Here is a 23,817-nt window from a genome sequence, read left to right on the forward strand (position 1 = left end):
ATATATAGTATATTGGTTTTTAATGTCGGAAGTTTAACACAAAAAGTTTAAAAAGTATAAATTTGAAAATTTTTGAAAATTTTTTAAAGTTATTTTTTTGGCTACCGATATACTTATTATCAAGGCAAGGATGCCAAGATAAAATTTAACTTAGAGCGAAAGGCTCTAACCCGAAAAGGATTTATTATGGGTTTTAGAATTAACACGAACATCGGTGCGATGAATGCGCACAGAAACGCTACAATGACAAATATTGGACTTGATAAAAGTCTTAACTCACTATCATCAGGTTTACGTATTAACAAAGCTGCAGATGATGCTTCAGGTATGGCAATTGCCGATACACTTCGCCAACAAGCTAACGGTCTTGGTCAAGCTATTATGAATGCAAATGATGCAATCGGTGTTACTCAAACTGCGGACGGTGCACTTGAAGAGTATACTAAAATTATTGATACAATCAGAACGAAAGCTATTCAAGCTGCTTCTGATGGTCAAAACTTAGGTACGCGTCAAAAAATCCAAGAAGATATTGACAGATTGATGCAAGAAGCGCAAAATATTGCTACTACTACTTCGTTTAACGGTCAGACACTATTAAACGGTGCATTCCAAAATAAATCTTTCCATATCGGTGCATATGCAGGTGAGACTATAAAACTTTCAATTGATGACACTCAAACAGATAATGTAGCTCAATTTGCACTTAGTGAAGGTACTACAGCGATTGCTACAGGTGCAGCCGGTACAGTAACCGATCAACTAACTATTACAGATGCAGCCGGTATTCAAGTTGATACTGGTTCTATTACATTTGCTTCAAACTCTACGTCTTTAGAGAATGCTCAGATTTTAGTTGATGCATTTAATGCAGATTCACAAACAGAAGGGGCTGATTTAAGAGCAAGTGTATATGAGCTTGACAGTTCAACTGCAACTACTCCTGCATATGGTATCCGTATAGATTCGTCAGATGATTTTACAGTTGATGCTGCAGGTAATACTGGTGTAGCTGCAGGTACAAAAGGTACAACAAATACTTTTGATACAATAGATGTTACGACAAGAGAGAGTGCAGAGAAAGCGATTATTATTTCTGACTACGCTCTAAAAGATATAGATAAAACACGTTCAGATATCGGTTCTGTTCAAAATCAATTAGAATCTACTATACGTAATATTTCTGTAACTCAGGTAAATGTTAAAGCAGCTGAATCTCAAATCCGTGATGTTGACTTTGCAGCAGAATCTGCTAACTTTGCTAAAATGAATATCTTAGCTCAATCTGGTTCATATGCAATGAGTCAAGCTAATGCTGTTCAACAAAACGTGCTTCGTCTATTACAATAGATGAGTAAAGAGCTTTAGCTCTTTGCATGTTTCTTTGAAAATGTTTTAAGACTATTACAATAGTCTAAAACATTTATTTAGAAAACATTTAGTTTTCTACTTTCTTCGAGTCAAAGAGTTTATCTCTTTGGCTTTTTTTATTTTCCGCGAACATTATTATTTAATTTAGAAAAAATTTATTAAAGTTATTTTTTTGGCTACCGATATACTTATTATCAAGGCAAGGATGCCAAGATAAAATTTAACTTAGAGCGAAAGGCTCTAACCCGAAAAGGATTTATTATGGGTTTTAGAATTAACACGAACATCGGTGCGATGAATGCGCACAGAAACGCTACAATGACAAATATTGGACTTGATAAAAGTCTTAACTCACTATCATCAGGTTTACGTATTAACAAAGCTGCAGATGATGCTTCAGGTATGGCAATTGCCGATACACTTCGCCAACAAGCTAACGGTCTTGGTCAAGCTATTATGAATGCAAATGATGCAATCGGTGTTACTCAAACTGCGGACGGTGCACTTGAAGAGTATACTAAAATTATTGATACAATCAGAACGAAAGCTATTCAAGCTGCTTCTGATGGTCAAAACTTAGGTACGCGTCAAAAAATCCAAGAAGATATTGACAGATTGATGCAAGAAGCGCAAAATATTGCTACTACTACTTCGTTTAACGGTCAGACACTATTAAACGGTGCATTCCAAAATAAATCTTTCCATATCGGTGCATATGCAGGTGAGACTATAAAACTTTCAATTGATGACACTCAAACAGATAACGTAGCTCAATTTGCACTTAGTGAAGGTACTACTGCAGTTTCTACTGGTGCAGCCGGTACAGTTGTTGGACAAATTGCAGTAACTGATGCAGCTGGTATTTCTGTTGATACAGGTGCTATTACATTTGCTTCAAACTCTACGTCTTTAGAGAATGCTCAGATTTTAGTTGATGCATTTAATGCAGATGCACAAACTGAAGGTGCTGATTTAAGAGCTAGTGTATTTGAACTTGACAGTTCAACTGCAGCTGTACCTGCATACAGTATCCGTATAGATTCGTCAGATGATTTTACAGTTGATACAGATGATAGTGGTACTGGTACTACCGGTATAGCTACTAGTACAAAAGGTACAACAAATACTTTTGATACAATAGATGTTACGACAAGAGAGAGTGCAGAGAAAGCAATTATTATTTCTGACTACGCTCTAAAAGATATAGATAAAACACGTTCAGATATCGGTTCTGTTCAAAATCAATTAGAATCTACTGTACGTAATATTTCCGTAACTCAGGTAAATGTTAAAGCAGCTGAATCTCAAATCCGTGATGTTGACTTTGCAGCAGAATCTGCTAACTTTGCTAAAATGAATATCTTAGCTCAATCTGGTTCATATGCAATGAGTCAAGCTAATGCTGTTCAACAAAACGTGCTTCGTCTATTACAATAGATGAGTAAAGAGCTTTAGCTCTTTGCATGTTTCTTTGAAAATGTTTTAAGACTATTACAATAGTCTAAAACATTTATTTAGAAAACATTTAGTTTTCTACTTTCTTCGAGTCAAAGAGTTTATCTCTTTGGCTTTTCTTATTCCTAAGCACTTTTTTATTTTGGAACAAGTTTTGCTAAAACCTTTTTAATATTTAATAAAAGGATTTGTTATGGGTTTTAGAATAAACACAAATATCGGTGCAATGAATGCGCACAGAAACGCTACTCAAACTAACATCGGACTTGATAAAAGTCTTAACTCACTATCATCAGGTTTACGTATTAACAAAGCTGCAGATGATGCTTCAGGTATGGCAATTGCCGATACACTTCGCCAACAGGCTAGTGGCCTTGGTCAAGCTATTATGAATGCAAATGATGCAATCGGTGTTACTCAAACTGCAGATGGGGCTTTAGATGAATACACTAAAATTATTGATATTATCAGAACGAAAGCTATTCAAGCTGCATCTGATGGTCAAAACTTAGATACACGTTCAAAAATTCAAGCGGATATCGACAGATTGATGCAAGAAGCGCAAAATATTGCTACTACTACTTCGTTTAACGGTCAGACACTATTAAACGGTGCATTCCAAAATAAATCTTTCCATATCGGTGCATATGCAGGTGAGACAGTAAAACTATCCATCCAAGATACTCAAACAGATGCTGTATCTGAATTTGCACTTAGTGAAGGTACTACTGCAGTTTCTACTGGTGCAGCCGGTACAGTCGTTGGACAAATTGCGGTAACTGATTATGCTGGTATTTCTGTTGATACAGGTGCTATTACATTTGCTTCAAACTCTACGTCTTTAGAGAATGCTCAGATTTTAGTTGATGCATTTAATGCAGATGCACAAACTGAAGGTGCAAAACTAAGAGCTAGTGTATTTGAACTTGACAGTTCAACTGCAGCTGTACCTGCATACAGTATCCGTATAGATTCTCCTGAGGACTTTACAGTTGATACAGATGATAGTGGTACTGGTACTACCGGTATAGCTACTACTGCAAAAGGTTTAACAAATAACTTTGGTACAATCGATGTTACGACTAGAGAAAGTGCAGAGAAAGCGATTATTATTGCCGATTATGCTTTAATAGATATAGATAAAACACGTTCAGATATCGGTTCTGTTCAGAATCAATTAGAATCTACTATACGTAATATTTCTGTAACTCAGGTAAATGTTAAAGCAGCTGAATCTCAAATCCGTGATGTTGACTTTGCAGCAGAATCTGCTAACTTTGCTAAAATGAATATCTTAGCTCAATCTGGTTCATATGCAATGAGTCAAGCTAATGCCGTTCAACAAAATGTTTTAAAATTACTACAATAAAAGTTAGTTAAAAAGTGTATTGAAGCTATATATAGCTTCAATGACTACTGCACTATCTCATCTATCATTGAGTCGTAAAAATTTACAATTTCTTTCATATTTTTGTAAATCATTTTTTTCATGTTTTTAATATGTTTCTTCTGATTTTTGAGTTCTCTCGTATTAAAAAAATCTACAATATATGTAGAAGTATTTAAAATGTATATACTTAAAATTTCTTGTAATTCATTTCTTTGAGAGTTAAATATAATGCTTAACATTTCGGTATAATTTCTGATAAAAGTAATATCATCACTGCTGGCAGATTCGTAAAATTTTTCAATTGCTTGTTTATAAGTTAATATTTTAGATTTTCTGTCAGCTTGTGTAAGTTTATGACTTGAAATGGATTTTAAATAATCCAATATATTTTTTTTATTTATTGGTGTTGTTAGTGAAGTAGAAACATAGGCATCTGTTTTAAAAGGTATCACGTTTTCAAAATATGCACCATCGTTAAGATTAAAAACTTTTTGAGAGTCTTTTTTTAATACAGACGTATAAAAATTAATGTAAGGTATAGACATGGCAAAAAGTGGTGTAGTTAAAACTTTTTCTCTAAAATTTCCTTTTACATGAAAAGTACTTTTGTCTAGTGATATATTTTGATTTAGTTTTTCACTACTAGATATATCAAGCTTTTTATTTAGTTGGTGATTATCAGTGTGCGTACTCCCATCATCACTTATCGCTAAATCCAAACCAAGAAAATATATATTTTTGGCATTTAAGTACAAAGAAATAGCATACATATATTCACCTATACTTGCAGCTTCTATTTTTTGGTGTTCAGAAAAATAGTTAGTTCTGTCTTCTGTTAAAAATATATTTTTAGAAGGAAAAAGTTTAAATAAAGTATCCGGTACTGATGCACTAAATATACATATAGCATCTTTTAAAATCGACACATCTCCAATCTTATCTAGTAGTTTCGTTGTCGCTAAAACTTTTTCATCTATTTGTAGAACAAAATCAGGTGTAATTGATTGTTTCTTTAGTGTTGGAATTGAAGCTAAAGCAGCAAATATTATAAATTCATCTGCATATTTACTCAGCCATTTTAGATTTTTATCTAGTGAAGGCCCAGCCCCGATTATCAATGCAGGTTTATCAGCAAAAATATTTAATGATGGATCAGACTTTAAATTTAAAAAATTATATTTTTCATTAATCCTTTTTAAAACTTGCTTATTTTTATGCAATAAAAATTCATGTGGATAAGTTTTTTCTGTTCTACTTATTATAAGTTCTTGTATCATTTGAATTTTTTGTTCATAAGCATCTGAAAAAAGTGAAAATTTAATGAAATGATTTCTTACAAAAGAATCTAGATAAAAGCTATAAAAAATATTTTTGAACTCTTCTTTAGTATGAGCTATGGAAAAAAATGCAATTTTACCATCAAGTATTTGTTTATAATTATTCACAAATAAGGATAATCTAAAAAGTTCAATATCATCTTCTATTATTAAGATAGAGTTTGAATTAGTTGTGTTCAAAACACTATTCAAATGAAGACCAAGTCCCAATCCTATAAATATAATTTTATTAATAGATTTTAAAGAATCGGTTTTATGAATATTATTGTTATAATACTGAATTATTTCGGCAGAATTTGAATACATAGACATTGCATCGTTTGTTTTAGATTTATCCAGAGCTTTATCTGAAAAATCATAGTTATAAAATGTCTCAAAAACTTGTTCATTCTTCTTAAAAGATATTTGTTTAGCCAATTTATCCGAATATATATTTGAATCTTGGTTGTATAAAAAATTTTTGCTTGATAAATCTATGACATCAAAGTACCCGTTTCTATATTCCAAATCATATTTTTGAGGTAGTTCTCCCTCTTCCATAAGAATTTCAAGAGCTTTAACTTTAGTAAAAACTGCTTCATAATTTTTCTCAAGATAACTCATGTTTTCATTGTAGTTGTTTATAACTTGTTGTTCAATACTATTCATAAACACTCCATTTATTTAAAATTGCTTCGCAAATCTCCAAGTCATTTTGTCCGTCAATATCTATACTTTTTTCATCACTCATAATATATGATATACATCTATTTGAAATAAGTTTTTCATGTTTTAAAAATTCACTTGTGGAAATTATGTATATTGCACCGTTTGGCATATATACTTTTGGAAGAGATTGTCTAGGCATAAATGGATATTCATTATTTGAAATTGGTTCTAAATAGCCGTTTTCATCTATTTTAAATGATTTTAAAATTTTATTGTCAATCTCTTTAACACTTATCAACGAACTTGCTTTTTCACGAATAAGTAAATCAATAGAATTATCGATATCAAAAGAATCTCTGAGTGGAGATGTCGGTTGTAAAAGAACAATAAAGTCAAACTCTTCATCTAAAGAATTCAATAGATGTTTTATAACCGGTTCAGATGGTGTATTATCAAGTGCCAAAGTCGATGGACGTAGTATTACCTCTGAACCAAAAGCTTTTGAAATATCCAATATTTTTTTGGAATCACTACTAACTATTGTTTTTGAGATATATTTTGATTTTAAGCTTGCTTGTATTGTCCACGCTATTAACGGTTTGTTAGAAAGAGTAGCTATATTTTTATCTTTTAATCCTTTTGAACCTTCTCTAGCAGGTATAATAGAGAGAAATTTCAAATTAAATCCTTGAATTGTTTTTGATTAGAAGTTTCCCAAAAGTTATCATTTTTTATAAGTTCTAAAAATTTTTTGTCACTGTTCCCATTTCCAAAATCTACATCAGTTGTATTTATATTTATTTTTTTATACTCTTGAATTGCATCTAGAATATCAGACTTTTTAAAACCTATATTTTTGATACTATTAGATTTAACTCTGTTGTTCTGTCTATTTCCTAAATTTATAGTGTTGATATTATAGTAAGGTGCTTCTCTTACACCTGCACTTGAATTCCCTATAATAAACTGTGCGTTTTTTAGTAATACTAAAAAATATTCAAATCTTAAAGAGGGATATACCTTTATTTTTGGATTATTATTAAATCTGTTATATTCATTGATAATAATATCTGATCCTAGATCATTATTTGGAAAAATTACTATATAGTTCAAACCGCTTTGTATAATAGATGACACTAAAGTATCTATTTGGCTTTTTAAGTTAGATACCTCTGTAGTAACAGGATGAAACATCAATATTGCGTATTCTTGAAAATCTATCTGGTAATATTCTTTTACAAAGTTTATATTAGGTAGGTTTTTTGAAGCCATGATATCTAAATCAGGGCTACCGATAGTAAATACAGAGTTTTCATCTTCTCCCATCTGAATCAATCTTTTTTTAGCTTCTTCATTTGATGCAAGGTGTATATGAGAGAGCTTGCTTACGCTATGACGTATAAGTTCATCAATAGTCCCGGATATTTCACCACCTTCTATATGAGCGACTAAAATATTGTTTAGACTACCTACAATTGCACCGGCAAGCGCCTCTACCCTATCTCCGTGAACTACTATTAAATCAGGTTTCAATTCAGCTGTATAGGAAGAAAAACCATCTATTGTTTTTGCAAGATTTCTATCCATATGATCTATATCGTTATGGTTTATAAAAGGGTATATATTTTTAAAGCCGGATTTTTCAATCTCTATGATTGTTTTGCCATACTTGGCAATCATATGCATACCAGTTACAAAGAGGTGCACATCAAATAGTTCGCATTCTTGTGATATTTTTATTAATGATTTTAGTTTGCCAAAGTCTGCCCTAGTACCGGTTAAAAAGACAATTTTTCTTTTATTCATTTATATCAGTCCAGTCGATATGAATATCATTTTCTATATCTTTTATTGCTGTTTTTCCTATTATCGATTCATAGTGTTCAGCTTTTATAGCGCCTGTTCCCGGTCTTTTTACCCATATATTGTCTTTTGAAAATTTATCGCCTTTTTTTATAGGTTTTATACTAACAACGGTTGCAAAAGCAAAGTCTATAGTCACTTGTTCCTCTTTAAGGGCTTCTTTTTTTCCGCCTCTCATTAATGCAATGTTTTTAGAACCTTCAATTAATTCTTTTAGTGCATCAGGATTCATAGAATTTACAATATCAGGACCGTTTCTATCCATACTATCTGTAAAATGTCTTTCTAAAATAGAGGCTCCTAAAGCCGTAGCTGCATAACAGGCATGGTTAGAAGTTGTATGGTCGGACAAACCAACTATAGCATTTGGAAATTCATTTATTAGCTCAGTCATGGCTCCAAGTCTAACTAAATTTGGTGGAGTCGGATATAAGTTAGTTGTGTGAAGAAGGGCATACGGAACTTGATGTTTTTCTAAAATGGAAACAGTTTTTTTTACGCTTTGAATATCGTTCATACCTGTACTGATTATCATAGGTTTTTTAAAAGAAGCTATATGCTCAATTAGTGGATAGTTATTGCATTCACCTGAACCTATTTTATATGCACAAATATCCATCTTTTCTAGTCTATCTGCTGCTGCTCTTGAAAAGGGTGTAGATATAAATATCATTCCTAGTGATTCTACATATTCTTTTAATTTTAATTCATCTATTTCATCCAGTGCGGCATTTTTCATAATTTCATATATTGAAATATTTGCATTTCCTGGAATAACGTCTTTGGCTTTTGAACTCATTTCATCGTCTATAACATGTGTCTGATGTTTTATAACTTCAGCACCAGCTTTGTAAGCAGCATCAACCATTTCTTTAGCAATTGAAAGTGAGCCGTTATGATTAATACCTATTTCTGCAATTACTAAGGGGGCATAGTCTAAACCGACTTTTCTATTACAAATTTCTATGAAATTCAAGAGTTTCCTTTAGATATGTAATAAGAATATATTATATGGTCTAGAATCATATGTGCATCTTCTACAAGTCCATACTCATCTTTTTTTGTCGGTATATGAAAGTTAATATCAGATAATTGTTTTAATTTACCACCATCAAATCCGGTAATACCAATGATTGAAGTGTTCTGTTCTTTTGCGTATTTTACAGCTTTGATAATATTTTCAGAGTTTCCACTGCAAGATATTGCAATGATTAAATCTTCTTTTTTTAGAATGTCTTTTAGTTGCATATAAAAAACATTTTCATAACCAATATCATTTGAAATTGCACTACATACAGGTGTGTTGTCACTAAGACTCATTACATCAAATTTTTTTATATTTCTTCTCTTTAGACCGACACCTAAATCATTTACCATATGAGAAGCTGTAGCAGCACTTCCTCCATTGCCTAATATATATATCCTACCTTTTGTCGCATCAAGTTTTTTTACTATTTTCGAGACTGTATTAACATCTATATTTTTTAAAATATCAATTAGGTTTTCAATATAGCTTTTAGCAAATTCTTGCATTTAAATACCTTGTAAGTTATATTCAGATATCTTACCTTAATTAAAATAAAGGTTAAATGAAACATGTTTGAGGATACTTATTTTTTTAATTCACAAGAAGCTTTGAGAGTAGCAAGACTGCAAAATAAGCCATCAAGATATGTACTTCAAATTTGTTATTACCATGGAGATAAAATAGACCATGAAGGTTTAGAAAATTTAGTTCATTTACCGGTGGATAATATAGTTAATGATTTAGCTTTAGGTGTATATAGGATTCCAACTAAGGTTGATTTTACAGGTTTAGATATATCACAAGATGTACAGAATGATATTTTACAATCACTAAAAGAGTCCATTACACAAGCAACAGCAATTAGAAATGAACTAAACAAACATTATTTTGAAAGTTTACAAAATGCTAAACTTAACTTTAATGAAAATCTTAGGTTTTATCTTATAGCCTCTTCTAATACGCAAGTTATGCAGCATATCTCTGCAAATATTGCTAGAACTCTTGAAAAACTAGGATATGAAGTTTTGTTTAATTTAGATGTCGGTGTAAAAGATATGAACTGCTTAAAAGAGTTAAAAGAGTTTAACCCGCACGTAACAATAAATATAAATCATTTGAATAATAGAATGTTAAGTGACGATGTTTTTAATTTTGTTTGGATTCAGGATTTATTTGCAATAGAGCAGTTTAAGCATACGAAAGTAAGAGAAAGAGATTTTATTTTTCATTTAGTAAAATCTTTAAAAGATCATTTGAGTAAGTTGAGTATAAGTTCAAAATATCAAGGTTTTTGTATTGATACTAATTTATATAAAGAAGATGATTCAATTGAGAGGCAAAATAAAGTAGTGATGATAGGCTCAAGCTATAAACAAGTTTTTGAAGAAGTAAAACACGAAAAAAAAGAAGAAATAGCTAAAGATTTAATGGATTTTTATACTTCTAGTGAAATAATAACATATGATACTAATAATAAATATTATGAATTCTTAATGGAAAAATATGATATTAAGCAAAGTCAGGTGTTAGGACAAATTAATAACTATGTATTAAGAGATGGTTTTTTAGAGTATATCACAAATATAAATCTTGATTGTAATATAGAATTGTATGGTTGGGGTTGGGAGAATCATCCGCGATTAAATCAGTTTTTTAAAGGGGTGTTAACATATGGAGAAGAAATATCTAAAATTTATAATAGTGCAAAATATTCATTAGTTTTAGGTGGGTATATATTACAACAAAGAACATTGGAGTCAGCAGCTAGTGGCTGTATTCCTTTAGTGTTTGATAGTAGATACAACAATGCTGGCGATGAAGATGAAAAATGTTTTGAAGATAGCTTGTTGTTTTTTAAGAGACCTTATGACTTGAAAATATTGTTGTCACAAGAACATAATAAAGATTTAGACTGTATTGTAAATGAAAATAGTTTTGAACAATTTGTTGATAAAATGATCAGTTTAGTTAATAAACACATATAAAATGAAGACATATTTAGACACGTATTTTTTAGATTCCAAAACAGCTTTAGATACAGCTTTAAAAAAGAACTTGGTCATGGCTAAAAATGGAATAGTCAGCGGTTTACAAATATGTTATTATGATGGTGAAAGAATAGAAAATGAACCAGAAAATTGCATACATGTTCCTTTTAATTCAATTGTAGATTATTTTATAAAAACAAAAAATAGATTCCCAAGTTTAATTAACAGTGACAATACAAACTTATCAACTACAGAGCTTTCAGAATTACAAGATGAATTTAAAAAAAGTATGAATAAAGTGCAAAATATTTTAGATAATAAAATAATAAATATAAAAAAGGAAATTCAAAAGTTAAAACCAAATTTTAACGATGAGAAGCTGAGAATTTTTGCATATGGGTGTAGAGAGACAGTATTAATAAAACATTTAGTAAAAAATATTTTAATAGCTGCTGATGAGTTGGGATATGAAACATATTTACATACTCAGGACAATGATATGGAGTCATGTAATGAAGTTTTTTATTTAAAGGCTCTAAGAGATTTTAATCCACATATAACAATAAATGTAAATCATTTAAATAACGATTTTATAAGTGATGAAGTATTTAATTTTATTTGGTTTCAGGATTATATGCCTTTATTACGCAAAGAATCTCCACCAATTCACTTAAGAGATAGAGACATTGTTTATTTTCTTACTGAGCATTTAGGTAAGCTTTTAAGAGAAAAAGATATACCTTCTAAATATCAATCATTTTGTATAGATACAAATATTTATAAAAAAAGAAGTAATATTGAAAGAATTAAAAAGATAGTATTTATAGGATCTTCTTATTTAGAGCGTTATGAAAGTGTAATTACACCAGATAAAGAAATAGCTTGTAAGGAGTTGTTTGAACTGAATATAAAATACGGGTATGAAGCTATAGGAATAAATAAATCAGAATATTTAGCAGAAAAGTATAATATAAGTGAGAAAGATATAAGTTCTTTACGGGGATATATTCAACGAGACTTATTGCTAAAATATATTATAAATTTGAATTTAGATTACGAGATAGAGGTTTATGGGTATGGTTGGGAATATGATAAAGATATATTTAAACATTACAAAGGTCATTTAGCATATGGCGAAGATATTTCAAAAGTATACAACAGCGCTGTATATGGGTTAGTAGTAGGCGGATATGTAATGCAACAAAGAACACTTGAATCAGCAGCTTCTGGGGCTATTCCACTAGTTTTTGATGCTAGAGAAAGTGGTGCAGATCTAAATCATAAGTGTTTTGAAGATAGCTTATTGTTTTTTAAGAGACCTGATGATTTAAGAATATTACTGTCGCAAGTACATAATAAAGATCTAGATTGTATTGTTAATGAAAATAGTTATAAACAATTTGTTGAAAAAATGGTTGGTTTAGTTAAAAAGGAATTGAATGAGCAGTTATAAAAAAAATGTAATAATATCTTCATTTGTAAAATCAGGTACTGTACTTTCAGATGCTATTATAACAAGATTGACTAATCTGAAAAAATATAATGTTATAGATAATGAGAGCTTAGATAAAAAAGTTTCAAATTATATTGGTGAAGCTTCTAGCTTTAGTTTTGGTGGATTAAATAATATTACATTTAATTCAATAGATATAGCAACAAATTTTCATGATAAAAACAATAGCATTTATAAACATATGTTGTTGGATATAACAGATATTATTGACTTGAAAAATTATACATTATATACAGGACATATGAACCCTTTAGGAATAATCGAAAATAGAATTACAAATGAAATAGAAAAAAAAATATATGTATATAGGTATGGTTTAGATGTTCTTAATTCTAAAATGAAGTTTATAGAAAATTTACCATGGGTATATGACGTTATGACTACTTTTGATGGTAATCAAAAAAAGTTTCAAGCATTAAGATATACATCAATTGATAAAATAGTTGATTTTATTAATAGTTGGATGGAACATATCAAAGGGTACTTAAAATATGAAAATGAATTTTATGGATTAAATTACGAATTACTTCTGTCAAGTCCCAAAAAAGAAATAAAAAGATTAGCCAACTATTTGGAAGTTAGTATAAGTGAAGAAAAAATTGAAGAGCTAATTCAAGAAGTATTTTACAAGGAACTGTCGAGTGGCACAAGTCGTAACATGTATTATAAACATTATAATGATGAAGAAAAAAGTAATCAATGGAAAGAATATTTACCATATCAGTTTTATAGTGACTTTAATATGAAGTTCAAACAAGAATTGAATAAGCTTGGGTTGATAGATAGAACTAATATAAAACCTTATAAAAATAATGATTTTCACAAAAATTTTATCAGAAAATATCAGTTGTTTAAAGAAAGAGAAAAATATGATATATATAATAAAGGAGTTAATAGTTTTATTGAAACTTTAGTAACTTTTTTGGAAAATAAAAAAATTATTGTTTTTGGAAGTAACGCATATACTAATATAGTATTAAGTAAATTAAAACCAAGTACGGAAATTGTTATGGTAATAAAAGATGATAGATGTAGAACTAATTATAAAATATTACTAGAGAATATTTTATATTATGATTATATTTTAGTTGGTATTAAACCGGAAGCATTTACAGAAACAAAGGATATTTTAAGAGATATTTTAAAAGAACAAGGAACTATAGAAGTTATTAATTGTTATGATAAACATATATAAAATGAAGACATATTTAGACACGTATTTTTTAGATTCCAAAACAGCTTTAGATACAGCTTTAAAAAAGAACTTGGTCATGGCTAAAAATGGAATAGTCAGCGGTTTACAAATATGTTATTATGATGGTGAAAGAATAGAAAATGAACCAGAAAATTGCATACATGTTCCTTTTAATTCAATTGTAGATTATTTTATAAAAACAAAAAATAGATTCCCAAGTTTAATTAACAGTGACAATACAAACTTATCAACTACAGAGCTTTCAGAATTACAAGATGAATTTAAAAAAAGTATGAATAAAGTGCAAAATATTTTAGATAATAAAATAATAAATATAAAAAAGGAAATTCAAAAGTTAAAACCAAATTTTAACGATGAGAAGCTGAGAATTTTTGCATATGGGTGTAGAGAGACAGTATTAATAAAACATTTAGTAAAAAATATTTTAATAGCTGCTGATGAGTTGGGATATGAAACATATTTACATACTCAGGACAATGATATGGAGTCATGTAATGAAGTTTTTTATTTAAAGGCTCTAAGAGATTTTAATCCACATATAACAATAAATGTAAATCATTTAAATAACGATTTTATAAGTGATGAAGTATTTAATTTTATTTGGTTTCAGGATTATATGCCTTTATTACGCAAAGAATCTCCACCAATTCACTTAAGAGATAGAGATTTAATATACCATTTGACAAATGACCTTAAAGAAATTATCTTCAATAAAGGTATTTATTCAGAATTTCAATCTTTTTGTATGAACGAAAAAATATATAAACCAAGACCAGAAATATTAAAAGAGAAAAAAATAGTTTTTATAGGTTCTTCATATAAAGATAGAATTAATGATATAAAGTTAGATCCTGATTTTCAATTAGTTTTTAATGAAGCAAAAGATATTTTTGAAAAAAAAAGTTGTTTGACGAATTTAACACATCCTAAAAGTGATTTATTATTTTTAATGCAAAAATATTCTAAATCATTGGATTATGTAAATGGTATAAATGCTTATCTAATCAGAGATTATTGTGTTGAAAAATTATGTAGCATTAATACAAACTATGAAATAGAAATATATGGATGGGGATGGAATGAAAATAAAAAAATTCAACCATACTATAAGGGAATAGTTGAAAACGGAGAAAGTATATCAAAAATTTATAATAGTGCAACTTATGGTTTTTGTCCTGGATCATACATCTTAATGCAAAGAACACTTGAATGTGCTTTTAGTGAAACAGTACCATTAGTTTTAGATGTGAGAGAAGATAAACAAGAAGAATATAATAATAAAATAGAAGAATCTTTAGAATTTTTTCATATAGGAGACCTAGAAAATATATTGAATAGTGATTCTGAAGTGAAGAAAACTTTTGCCTATATTAAAGAACAGTATAGTTACAAAAAGATAATAAATAATTTCATGGCTAGTGTGAATAGGGTAATTAATGAAAAATAATACTATAGCTTTATTTATGCCATCAAAAACGTCATTTTATGATGGTTTATTTAATTCTCTTAAAAAGGCATTTGAACACCATGGATATGAAGTTACAGGAGGATGTGGGTTTTTATCTGGAATAAAATTAGATTTATTTATTAATAAATATAATCCCAAAGTATTTTTCGAAATGAATCGTTGCAAAAGTGAAATTAATAATTTTCCTAAAAATATTTTACATATATGTTGGTTAGTTGATTTGTTGGGAAGAAAACTTGAAAATATTACCGGTAGTGAAATAGTATATTTCTTTAGTACGGAATGGATGAAAGATTTTAAGCACTCAGAAAATTGTAAAATTGGATGGTTACCACCAGCTTCAGATCCAGAAGAATATTATCCAATTAAAGACCATAAAAAGATATTTAATAGTGTTTTTTTAGGACATATTCCAAACCCATGGAGTAATGATTTATTAAATAGAATTGTATGTGAAGATTCGAATAAAAAGATTATATTTTCTGATGTATTAAATCAATTTGAAAATATATGGGGAAGTCAAGATTCCATAGTAAATAATGATATTTATATTAATGAGGTAATTGATTGGTTAAGAAAAAATAATTTTGTAAGTATTGATATCACAGATAAAACCCTAAGATATGATATAGGTTGTAGAATTATAAGAAAAGCAAGACGATTGTTTTTCTTGGATTGGTTGTTAGAGAATATTGATATTGAGCCTATGGGAATTTTTGGCGGATCAAATTGGAAAAATTGGTCTAAATATAAAAATATGTATCAAAAAGAACTTTTAACTACTAAAGAAATGAATAATGTTTATAATAAAACTAAATTATTAATACATGAAGGAGTTGGATTCCATTTTAGAGTATTTGATGCAATGCTTGCAGGTACTCCCGTAATCATTAGAAAGTCAAAACAAGATAATGATTTTGGTGGTATAGCAACCATGTTTGATGAGAATATAGAATATATATCAATAGATATAAACAAATTTCATAAGTTTCAGTTTGATGACGATATATTGAATGATATTTCAGACCGAGCAAGAGAAAAAGTGTTATTAAATCACACTTGGTTTCATAGGCTCTCACAAGTTGTTAAGGATATTAATGATGTCATTTGATAAAGATTTTTTTTCTGATAGTGTTCATAAATATATTGCATATAAAGATATTGATAAAACATTAGAAAAATATGAAAAACGTATATTAAATGAATTGAAACTAAGAGGTTATGGACCAGAGTTTTTAAAAGATAAAATAATAATTGATATTGGAACTGGTTTTCAGGCAATTATTGCTTGTTTAATGGGGGCAAAATTTATTTACCATCTTGATATTAGTACTAAACAAGTGTCATGGATGAAAGACTATTGTACATTAAATAATATTGAAAATATAAAATCTATAGAATGTGATATTACAAAAAAAATAGATGTCGCAGAAAAGGTAGATATAGTATTTGTTTTTGGAATTTTGAATCATTTGGAAAAGCCAAGTAGATTTATGAATAATTTAATCCCTGTTTTAAATTTAAATAAGTCTCATATATTATTTAGAATCTATCGTTCAGGAAGCTGGAGTCGTTGGTTGGTTTCATATTTAAGAGAAATTTCTAATAAAATTGACCATGATATAATTGAAAACAGATTTAAGATTATGTATCAAAATGATCAATATAATCAATATTATGGAGATCTTATGGATGATTTATATGCTCCTATATGGAAAGTTTTTCATCCTAGACAATTCGATATAAATAATATAACGAAAATGATTGATAAAGAAGATTGGGATTATAACTTTAGTAGTCGTGATGAAAATTTTAGGGTAGATATTAATGTAAATAAAAAAAATATACAACATTTAAGAAACTTTAAATTTCCAGATGTAGGTATAGAACAAAACAGGCTAAGCGTAGGAAATAATAATGCAAAGCTTTTAAAGATTCATAATCTATTTGAAAAATGGAATTTAATGGATGAGCTACCTTTAGATAATGCAGATCGATTGTTAAAGATATATGAACTTGTTAGAAAAAAATCTGTTAATGATATTGAAAGTAAATTCAATTTAGATAAAGAAGAAAGAATAGACCTATTATTAAATATTTTAGAGTCATTTGTAGAGGATATTTAATGTATATTTTGGGAATAAGTTGTGGTGGTGAGAGCGGTGTTGCATTGTTTAAAGATAGTGAGCTTATTTGTGCATCAAATGAAGAGAGGTTTAGTAGAATAAAGTTAGATATGTCATTTCCAAAAAAAGCATTAGAATGGTGTCTTAACTATGCAAATATTGAATCAGATCAAGTTGACCTTATAACATATGGTTTTTCAGCCGGCTGTGAAACATTGAGTCAAAAGCTTAATTGGCTTGATACTTTAATGTCAATTGATACGTCTAAAGATGATGCAAAAATTATTAAAGATAGGGTTATAACTGAAACAGAAATTGATGCGCAAAAATATAAAGAGTTTTTGCTTGAAGTAAAATCTTTTTTTAAGAGAGATATTTTAATAGAACGAATTAATCATCATATTTCGCATGTAGCAACAGCATATATCGCTTCTGGAATGGATAAAGCATTAGTAATAACTGCAGATGGAAGGGGCGATTATAGATCAGTTACTATATGTATTGCTACAAAAGATGGTTTTGAAGAGTTATACATTTCTCCTAGTTGGAATAGTTTAGGATATTTTTATGGTAGAATGACAAAGCTTTGTGGTTTTACAGCTAATAGGCATGAAGGAAAAGTGACTGGTTTAGCAGCATCTGGAGATTATAAAAAAGCATTAAGTTTTGTTAAAAAAATGATTTACGTCAAAAATGGAAAAGTTATATCCAATATAGGGGATTATTATAGACCATTTTTTAGTAATTATTCGCAAAAACTTTTAGATGAAGCTAGTAACTTCGATAAAAAGGATTTGGCTGCAGCTACTCAATATTATTTTGAAGAGATGATAGTAGAACTCATAAAATATTATGTTGATGAAACAAAGTTAACAAATATTGCTTTAGCAGGTGGTGTGTTTTCTAATATTAGTTTAAATCAAGCCATATATGAAATTAATAAAGATATTGATATCTTTGTATATCCAAATATGGGGGATGCAGGTATATGTGTAGGTAGTTGTTATGCATGGTTATGGGAGAAAAATAAAATTTTACCAAGCAGGATTGAATCAGTATATTTAGGTTATGAGATAAATTCTAAACTACTGTATAATAAGTTGAAACAAACAGGTAGATATACAATTTTAAATCCAAATAATATCTATGATGAAATTGTACAGATGCTTATAGATGGAAAAACAATTGGTCTTGCAACATCAAATGCTGAATTTGGACCTAGGGCACTTGGTAATCGTTCTATTATTGCTTCTCCAAAAGATTTGAATGTAATAAAAAAAATAAATAATCAATTAGGAAGAGATATATTTATGCCACTTGCTCCAATTATTCCTGTTGAATTAGCAGATAAGTTTATTTTATTAAAAAATGAAAAAAGTATTAATAAAGGTTATTTTATGACTATGACGTATGACTCAAAACCAATACTAAAAGATGTAGCTGAAGCTATAGTTCATTTGGATGGTACAGTTCGCCCACAATTTGTTACTAAAGAAAAAAATGAATTTTTACACGGGTTATTAATGTATTGGTATGATAAAACAGGATCACCAGCTTTAATAAATACTTCATTTAATGCTCATGAAGAGCCAATTGTAAATGATGAAAAAGATGTAATTAATGCTTTGAATAATAATGTAGTTGATGCTTTGTTATTTCCACCATATATAGCTATTAATAGTTAGGTGTATGAGATGTCATATAGTTCATTAATAAAGAATATACAAGTTCCAAATAAGCCATGTATACACCCTTGGTTTTATTTATGGATTAATGCAGCTGGTGATGCTACTATATGCCCGCAAAATAATATTCGTTTAGGTTCCTTAAATGATAGTTCATTAGAAGATATTTGGAATAATAAAAAGGTGCAAGATATTAGGAGTAATTTTTTAAAAGGTCAGTATGAAAAGGCAGGTTGTGAACGAGAATGCCCTTACTTAAGAGGAGAATATAAACATGCTACTAAAAATATTCCTGTTGAAGAGTTGATATTTCCAGATATAAATATTGAAAATTTAAAAACAAATACTAAGCCTTATGTAAATATTTTAAAAGCAATTGATAGTTATAACTTGGGTTTACCAGAGACAACAAATAAACCTGTTGTTCTAGACTGTCAAAATATACTCACATGTAATGCAAGTTGTATTATGTGTGGACAACCACATTCTAGTAAATTGAAACACTCTATAATTGTAAAAGATAAGATAGCTGAGTCTAGTAAATATCTGTGTGCTTTAAGATGGCAAGGAGGAGAAGTTTTTTTAGATCCTGAGTTTATTTCAAACATTTCACGAATATCAGAGATAGGTAATGATGATTTATTACAGATTATAATAACCAATGGATCGCTTTTGAATTTAGAAAATATTCACAATATAATTAATCACACAGGGAAGGTAAAGTTTATAGTCTCTATGGATGGTGCAACAAAAAAAACTGTTGATAAAATAAGATATAAATTAAAGTATGAAAAAATACTAGAAAGCTTAAGGATTTTATCAGAAAAACAACAAGAAATCGGTATGTCAGATTTGGTGTTGTGGAACTACACGGTGATGAAGTCAAATATCGCTGAAGTAAGTAGTGCAATTAGATTAGCAAATAGCATAAAAATTAATATCAATATTGCTGCAATTCAAGGTAGCTATCCAGATGAAAATTTTTTTGAATTTGATTTAATAAATAAAGCAGAATGGTTGAACTATATAGATGAATGGAAGCAAATAATTGATAATCTACAGATAAAAGTAAGTGGAGTAGATGGTTTAATAGAAAGATATTCTCTTTCATAAATAGCAAAATTATTTATGACTATGATAAAAGGTATTTAATGAATATTTTACTAATGACTGGAATAGCGAATGATCCAAAAGATACTGATTTGGCAGATCATATGCCAATCGGTTTAGGATACATAGCGGCAAATATTAAAAAGTTGACAGATTATAATATAGATATAATTGATGTAGAACATAAAGGTTATTCAATAAATGATTTAATTGAAATAATTAGAAATAGTTCTATAGATATTATCGGAATAAGTGCTTTTATTTCAAATTATTTATTTTGTATAGAATTCACTAAAAAAATAAAAGATTGTTTTCCAAATATCAAAATTGTAATTGGTGGGCCTTTACCAACTAGTACACCAGAGCTAGTATTAGATAATTGTCAAGTAGATGTTATTGTTAAAGGTGCTGGTGAAATGGCATTTATTGATATTGTAAATAATATTAAGTTGGATTCATATTATTATAATTCCAATAATAACGTAGTTATTGGATATTTTCCAGAAAATATGGATGATCTTCCATCTCCTGATTGGGAATTGATGGACTATAAATCTTATCACTATTTACCACCATGGTCTGATTTTCCTATTTTATCTAGTAGAGGATGCCCATACAAATGTAATTATTGCTATAAAATAAACGGAGATGTATTTAAAGAAAGATCTATAGATAATTTATTTGAAGAATTATTATTTGTAATCAATAAACTTGAGCGTAAAACCTTTATGATGCAAGATGATTTATTTTTTGTAAAACCTAAAAGAGTTATTAATTTTTGTAATAAAATAATAGAAAACAAATTAGATATTAAGTGGTCTGCAATTAGTAGAATAGATTTGCTAAACGAAGAAGTTGCTAAGTTACTATCCAAAGCAGGCTGTAAATCTGTTGGAATAGGTATTGAATCAGGCAGTAAAGATATGCTAAAAGCAATGAATAAAAAATTATCCCTGGAGAAAACGGCAAAAAATCTTGCAATATTGAGAAAGTATAATATAAAAGCAATGCCTTATGTTATTATTGGTTATCCAGGAGAAACGTTAGAAACATTAAAAGAAACAGAAAGGTTTTTAATAGATAATAAAATTTACTCAGGTATGACATATGCATTTCCATTTCCTGCTACTGAATTATGGAATATTGCTAAAGAAAGAAATATGTTACCGGATTTAAAAGATTATGCTGGCAGAAAGAGTTTTGATGTTTCAAAATTCCAATGGAATTTTACATCGATAGAAAGTAATATTTTACATAAATATGTAGAATCAATGAAAAATCGTGTTTTATCAGCATTTATTGATAATTATTTGAATGATAATAATCATAAATTAGATAAAGCTGATAATATTTTTATTTATGGTGTTGGTTTTCTCGGAAGAGGATTATATGATAAATTGAAAAATAGTAAGTTTTCAGATAAGGTAGAAGCATTTATAGATGATGATCCATCACGTAATAATAAAGATTGTATGGGGCTTAGAGTATATAGTTTAAAAGAAGCAAATATTAAATCAAACGACTTATGTATTATAGCAAATAGCTATTTTCCAGAAATTATGGAAGAAAAAGTTAAAAACATAAATAACAATATAAGTACAATTACTTTAGCTTAGACTTTTTTAAATTTATAATGTTCAGTTTGTTCATATTTTCTAATACTTTCATATGGTTTGGTTTTATCTTATTTTTAACACTGTAGTTAATAGTCATTCCATCTTTTGTTAATATTTTTGATTGGCTATAAGGATTTAATTCAAGGCTTATATATGCAAGTTCTAATAAAGTTATATAATAATTATCATCCCATAGTTGTATAATCTCAAAGTTGTTTATTTCTATGTCATCTTCTATTTTCTTTACATATTTAAATATTGTGGAAGATATTTCAGTAACCTCAGTTAAAAACAGTTTTATATTTGTATTGTTGACTTCAATAATATCATTTTGTATAGCTTTATTAAGAAATATTTGTATAACTTTTGATTTATGGTCACCAATACCAAATATATCAGATAACCTCAAAATTTTCAATGGGATATTCCAATATTCGCTATATGATTCAATTATTAATTCTGATGTAAGTTTAAGGGTTGAGTAGATTTTTTGTTTACCAAATAATGATTCTTTATTGTCTAAAAGAATATCTACTTCTCTTGTACTTGTAAGCATCATCCATGTAGGTGGAGTAGTCTGATTTAAGAGTTCAAGTAGCTTAACAAGAGCACTTACAGTGTTTTGTGATGACTCAATTGGATATGTAGCAGCTATTCCATTTCTTGAAACACCTCCTGTATATATAACTCCATATGAATTTAATTTGTTTAAAAATGAAATATCATTAATAGATAGATCAAATATATTTTTTTGCACAAAATGAGTGTATTTAACATTATTAGTAGGCTGGATATCCAAACCAATAATGTTATAATTATGCTCTATTAGTAATCTAACTAGGTTTTTCCCTAAAAAGCCTTCAGAGCCTACGAGGAGTATTGTTTCAACTTTTTTCATAGAACTCTATAATCTTTTCTATTACAAAATCTATTTGTTCTATAGTCAAAAATGGATGAATAGGTAATGACAAAATATTTTTTGAATATTCTTCTGTTTTGTTAAGAGTAAAATGATCTAAGTCTAAACGTTTTTGTTTATGATTAGGTGTATTCCAGTGAACAGCTACTTCTATACTTTTATCAAGAAGATACTTTTGCAACTCATCTCTTTTTTCTGCTTGTATAACAAAGCTAGAAAATATATCACGTCTATTCTGTGTATCAAATGATGGTAGTTTTATTTCTGTAATTTTCGATAATTTATTTATATAAGTTTTTGCTACATTTATTCTTTTATTTAATTCATTTTCAAGTACATCTAGTCTATATAATAAAAATGCTGCTTGAAGATTATCAAGCCTACTATTATAACCATATAATACTAAGTCTGATTTTGTTTTTTGACCATGATTCCTCAGTAAAAGTAGTTTATTATAAATGTATTCATCATTTGTTGTAATTAAACCTCCATCACCCATACAGCCAAATACTTTCATTGGATGAAAACTAAAAGCCCCACATATACCAAAGTTACCAGCAAATTTATTTTTATAAGATGCACCAAAAGATTGTGCAGCATCTTCAATAAGCAATAAATTATGTTCATTAATTATATTTAAAATTTCATCCATGTCACATACTCTTCCATTCATATGTACAATCACGATTGCTTTTGTTTTGTCTGTAATTGCTTGTTTAATTAATGAAGGATTTATATTCCCATCATCTTGAATATCAACTAAAACAGGAGAAGCACCAGTATGTACAATTGTAGATATTGTTGCAATAAATGTATGAGAAACAGTGATAACTTCGTCACCTTTTTTTATCCCATTTGCTATTAAACTTAAAAATAGTGCATCAGTACCACTGTTTACACCAACAGCATATTTTACATTGAGAAATTCAGAGATTTTTTTCTCTAATTTAGAAACTTCTTCTCGTAAAATAAACTGACCTGATTTAGCTGTATTATGAAAAATTTCTTTTAAATCATCTTCATAAAATTTGTATTGTTTAGGTAAATCAATATATGGAACTTTAAATTTATTAATCATTTCTTGA

General features: G+C 28.6%; 18 protein-coding genes and 2 pseudogenes. 13 read left to right on the forward strand and 7 right to left on the reverse strand.

What is annotated here, in order from left to right; translation table 11 throughout:
• Positions 1–186 precede the first annotated feature (186 nt).
• From FJR48_RS00790 to FJR48_RS12535, 4 genes and pseudogenes are all read left to right on the forward strand, one after another.
• A complete protein-coding gene (locus FJR48_RS00790) occupies positions 187–1,350 on the forward strand; it encodes a flagellin N-terminal helical domain-containing protein (protein WP_152306280.1) in 1,164 nt (387 codons plus the stop codon).
• Positions 1,351–1,632: 282 nt separating this feature from the next.
• Positions 1,633–2,808: a flagellin N-terminal helical domain-containing protein gene (locus FJR48_RS12525; RefSeq protein WP_152306281.1), complete on the forward strand. Its 1,176-nt coding sequence runs from the start codon at positions 1,633–1,635 to the stop codon at positions 2,806–2,808.
• Between the two features lie 244 nt (positions 2,809–3,052).
• Positions 3,053–3,382, forward strand: a pseudogene (locus FJR48_RS12530) (flagellin N-terminal helical domain-containing protein); the annotation flags it as partial.
• A gap of 519 nt (positions 3,383–3,901) precedes the next feature.
• Positions 3,902–4,195, forward strand: a pseudogene (locus FJR48_RS12535) (flagellin); the annotation flags it as partial.
• Positions 4,196–4,239: 44 nt separating this feature from the next.
• Here FJR48_RS12535 and FJR48_RS00805 read toward each other — a convergent pair.
• From FJR48_RS00805 to FJR48_RS00825, 5 genes are read right to left on the reverse strand one after another with little or no spacing between them, the layout of a single operon-like run.
• Entirely contained in the window at positions 4,240–6,201 is a 1,962-nt protein-coding gene (locus FJR48_RS00805; protein WP_152306283.1) for a motility associated factor glycosyltransferase family protein, read from the reverse strand.
• A complete protein-coding gene (locus FJR48_RS00810; protein ID WP_152306284.1) occupies positions 6,194–6,880 on the reverse strand; it encodes an acylneuraminate cytidylyltransferase family protein in 687 nt (228 codons plus the stop codon). The genes FJR48_RS00805 and FJR48_RS00810 overlap by 8 nt, the downstream gene beginning before the upstream one ends.
• Positions 6,877–8,007, reverse strand: coding sequence for a UDP-N-acetylglucosamine 2-epimerase (gene neuC / locus FJR48_RS00815; RefSeq protein ID WP_152306285.1), 1,131 nt, complete (start codon positions 8,005–8,007; stop codon positions 6,877–6,879). Before neuC ends, FJR48_RS00810 begins: the two co-directional genes overlap by 4 nt.
• Positions 8,000–9,040: an N-acetylneuraminate synthase family protein gene (locus tag FJR48_RS00820; RefSeq protein WP_152306286.1), complete on the reverse strand. Its 1,041-nt coding sequence runs from the start codon at positions 9,038–9,040 to the stop codon at positions 8,000–8,002. The genes neuC and FJR48_RS00820 overlap by 8 nt, the downstream gene beginning before the upstream one ends.
• Complete coding sequence (locus FJR48_RS00825) at positions 9,037–9,597, reverse strand: SIS domain-containing protein (RefSeq protein ID WP_152306287.1); 561 nt, start codon at positions 9,595–9,597, stop codon at positions 9,037–9,039. The genes FJR48_RS00820 and FJR48_RS00825 overlap by 4 nt, the downstream gene beginning before the upstream one ends.
• Before the next feature lie 63 nt (positions 9,598–9,660).
• Here FJR48_RS00825 and FJR48_RS00830 point away from each other — a divergent pair, with 63 nt between their 5' ends.
• The 9 genes from FJR48_RS00830 to FJR48_RS00870 all read left to right on the forward strand — a co-directional run bounded on the left by FJR48_RS00830 (position 9,661) and on the right by FJR48_RS00870 (position 21,813).
• The gene (locus FJR48_RS00830; RefSeq protein ID WP_152306288.1) at positions 9,661–11,076 is read left to right on the forward strand and encodes a CgeB family protein; all 1,416 of its coding nucleotides are present in this window, start codon (positions 9,661–9,663) and stop codon (positions 11,074–11,076) included.
• Between the two features lie 76 nt (positions 11,077–11,152).
• Entirely contained in the window at positions 11,153–12,532 is a 1,380-nt protein-coding gene (locus tag FJR48_RS00835) for a CgeB family protein (protein WP_152306289.1), read from the forward strand.
• Entirely contained in the window at positions 12,519–13,787 is a 1,269-nt protein-coding gene (locus FJR48_RS00840) for a sulfotransferase domain-containing protein (RefSeq protein ID WP_152306290.1), read from the forward strand. The genes FJR48_RS00835 and FJR48_RS00840 overlap by 14 nt, the downstream gene beginning before the upstream one ends.
• 76 nt (positions 13,788–13,863) lie before the next feature.
• Positions 13,864–15,255, forward strand: a complete 1,392-nt coding sequence (locus FJR48_RS00845; RefSeq protein ID WP_152306291.1) for a hypothetical protein — start codon at positions 13,864–13,866, stop codon at positions 15,253–15,255.
• Positions 15,245–16,387: a glycosyltransferase family protein gene (locus FJR48_RS00850; RefSeq protein WP_152306292.1), complete on the forward strand. Its 1,143-nt coding sequence runs from the start codon at positions 15,245–15,247 to the stop codon at positions 16,385–16,387. The genes FJR48_RS00845 and FJR48_RS00850 overlap by 11 nt, the downstream gene beginning before the upstream one ends.
• On the forward strand, positions 16,374–17,402 hold the full coding sequence (locus tag FJR48_RS00855) for a methyltransferase domain-containing protein (RefSeq protein WP_152306293.1): 1,029 nt from the start codon (positions 16,374–16,376) through the stop codon (positions 17,400–17,402). Before FJR48_RS00850 ends, FJR48_RS00855 begins: the two co-directional genes overlap by 14 nt.
• Positions 17,402–19,087, forward strand: a complete 1,686-nt coding sequence (locus tag FJR48_RS00860; RefSeq protein ID WP_152306294.1) for a carbamoyltransferase C-terminal domain-containing protein — start codon at positions 17,402–17,404, stop codon at positions 19,085–19,087. Before FJR48_RS00855 ends, FJR48_RS00860 begins: the two co-directional genes overlap by 1 nt.
• A gap of 9 nt (positions 19,088–19,096) precedes the next feature.
• Positions 19,097–20,200 (forward strand): SPASM domain-containing protein, encoded by a 1,104-nt coding sequence (locus tag FJR48_RS00865; RefSeq protein WP_152306295.1) that lies wholly within the window; start codon positions 19,097–19,099, stop codon positions 20,198–20,200.
• A 38-nt stretch (positions 20,201–20,238) separates the two neighbouring features.
• Entirely contained in the window at positions 20,239–21,813 is a 1,575-nt protein-coding gene (locus tag FJR48_RS00870) for a B12-binding domain-containing radical SAM protein (RefSeq protein ID WP_152306296.1), read from the forward strand.
• On the opposite strand, the gene FJR48_RS00875 is transcribed toward FJR48_RS00870, so the two are convergent.
• Positions 21,800–22,711: an NAD-dependent epimerase/dehydratase family protein gene (locus FJR48_RS00875; RefSeq protein WP_152306297.1), complete on the reverse strand. Its 912-nt coding sequence runs from the start codon at positions 22,709–22,711 to the stop codon at positions 21,800–21,802. The genes FJR48_RS00870 and FJR48_RS00875 overlap by 14 nt on opposite strands.
• Positions 22,698–23,810: a DegT/DnrJ/EryC1/StrS family aminotransferase gene (locus tag FJR48_RS00880; RefSeq protein WP_152306298.1), complete on the reverse strand. Its 1,113-nt coding sequence runs from the start codon at positions 23,808–23,810 to the stop codon at positions 22,698–22,700. Before FJR48_RS00880 ends, FJR48_RS00875 begins: the two co-directional genes overlap by 14 nt.
• Positions 23,811–23,817 lie beyond the last annotated feature (7 nt).

Origin of the sequence: Sulfurimonas lithotrophica (assembly GCF_009258225.1) — a bacterium.
GTDB lineage: Bacteria > Campylobacterota > Campylobacteria > Campylobacterales > Sulfurimonadaceae > Sulfurimonas > Sulfurimonas lithotrophica.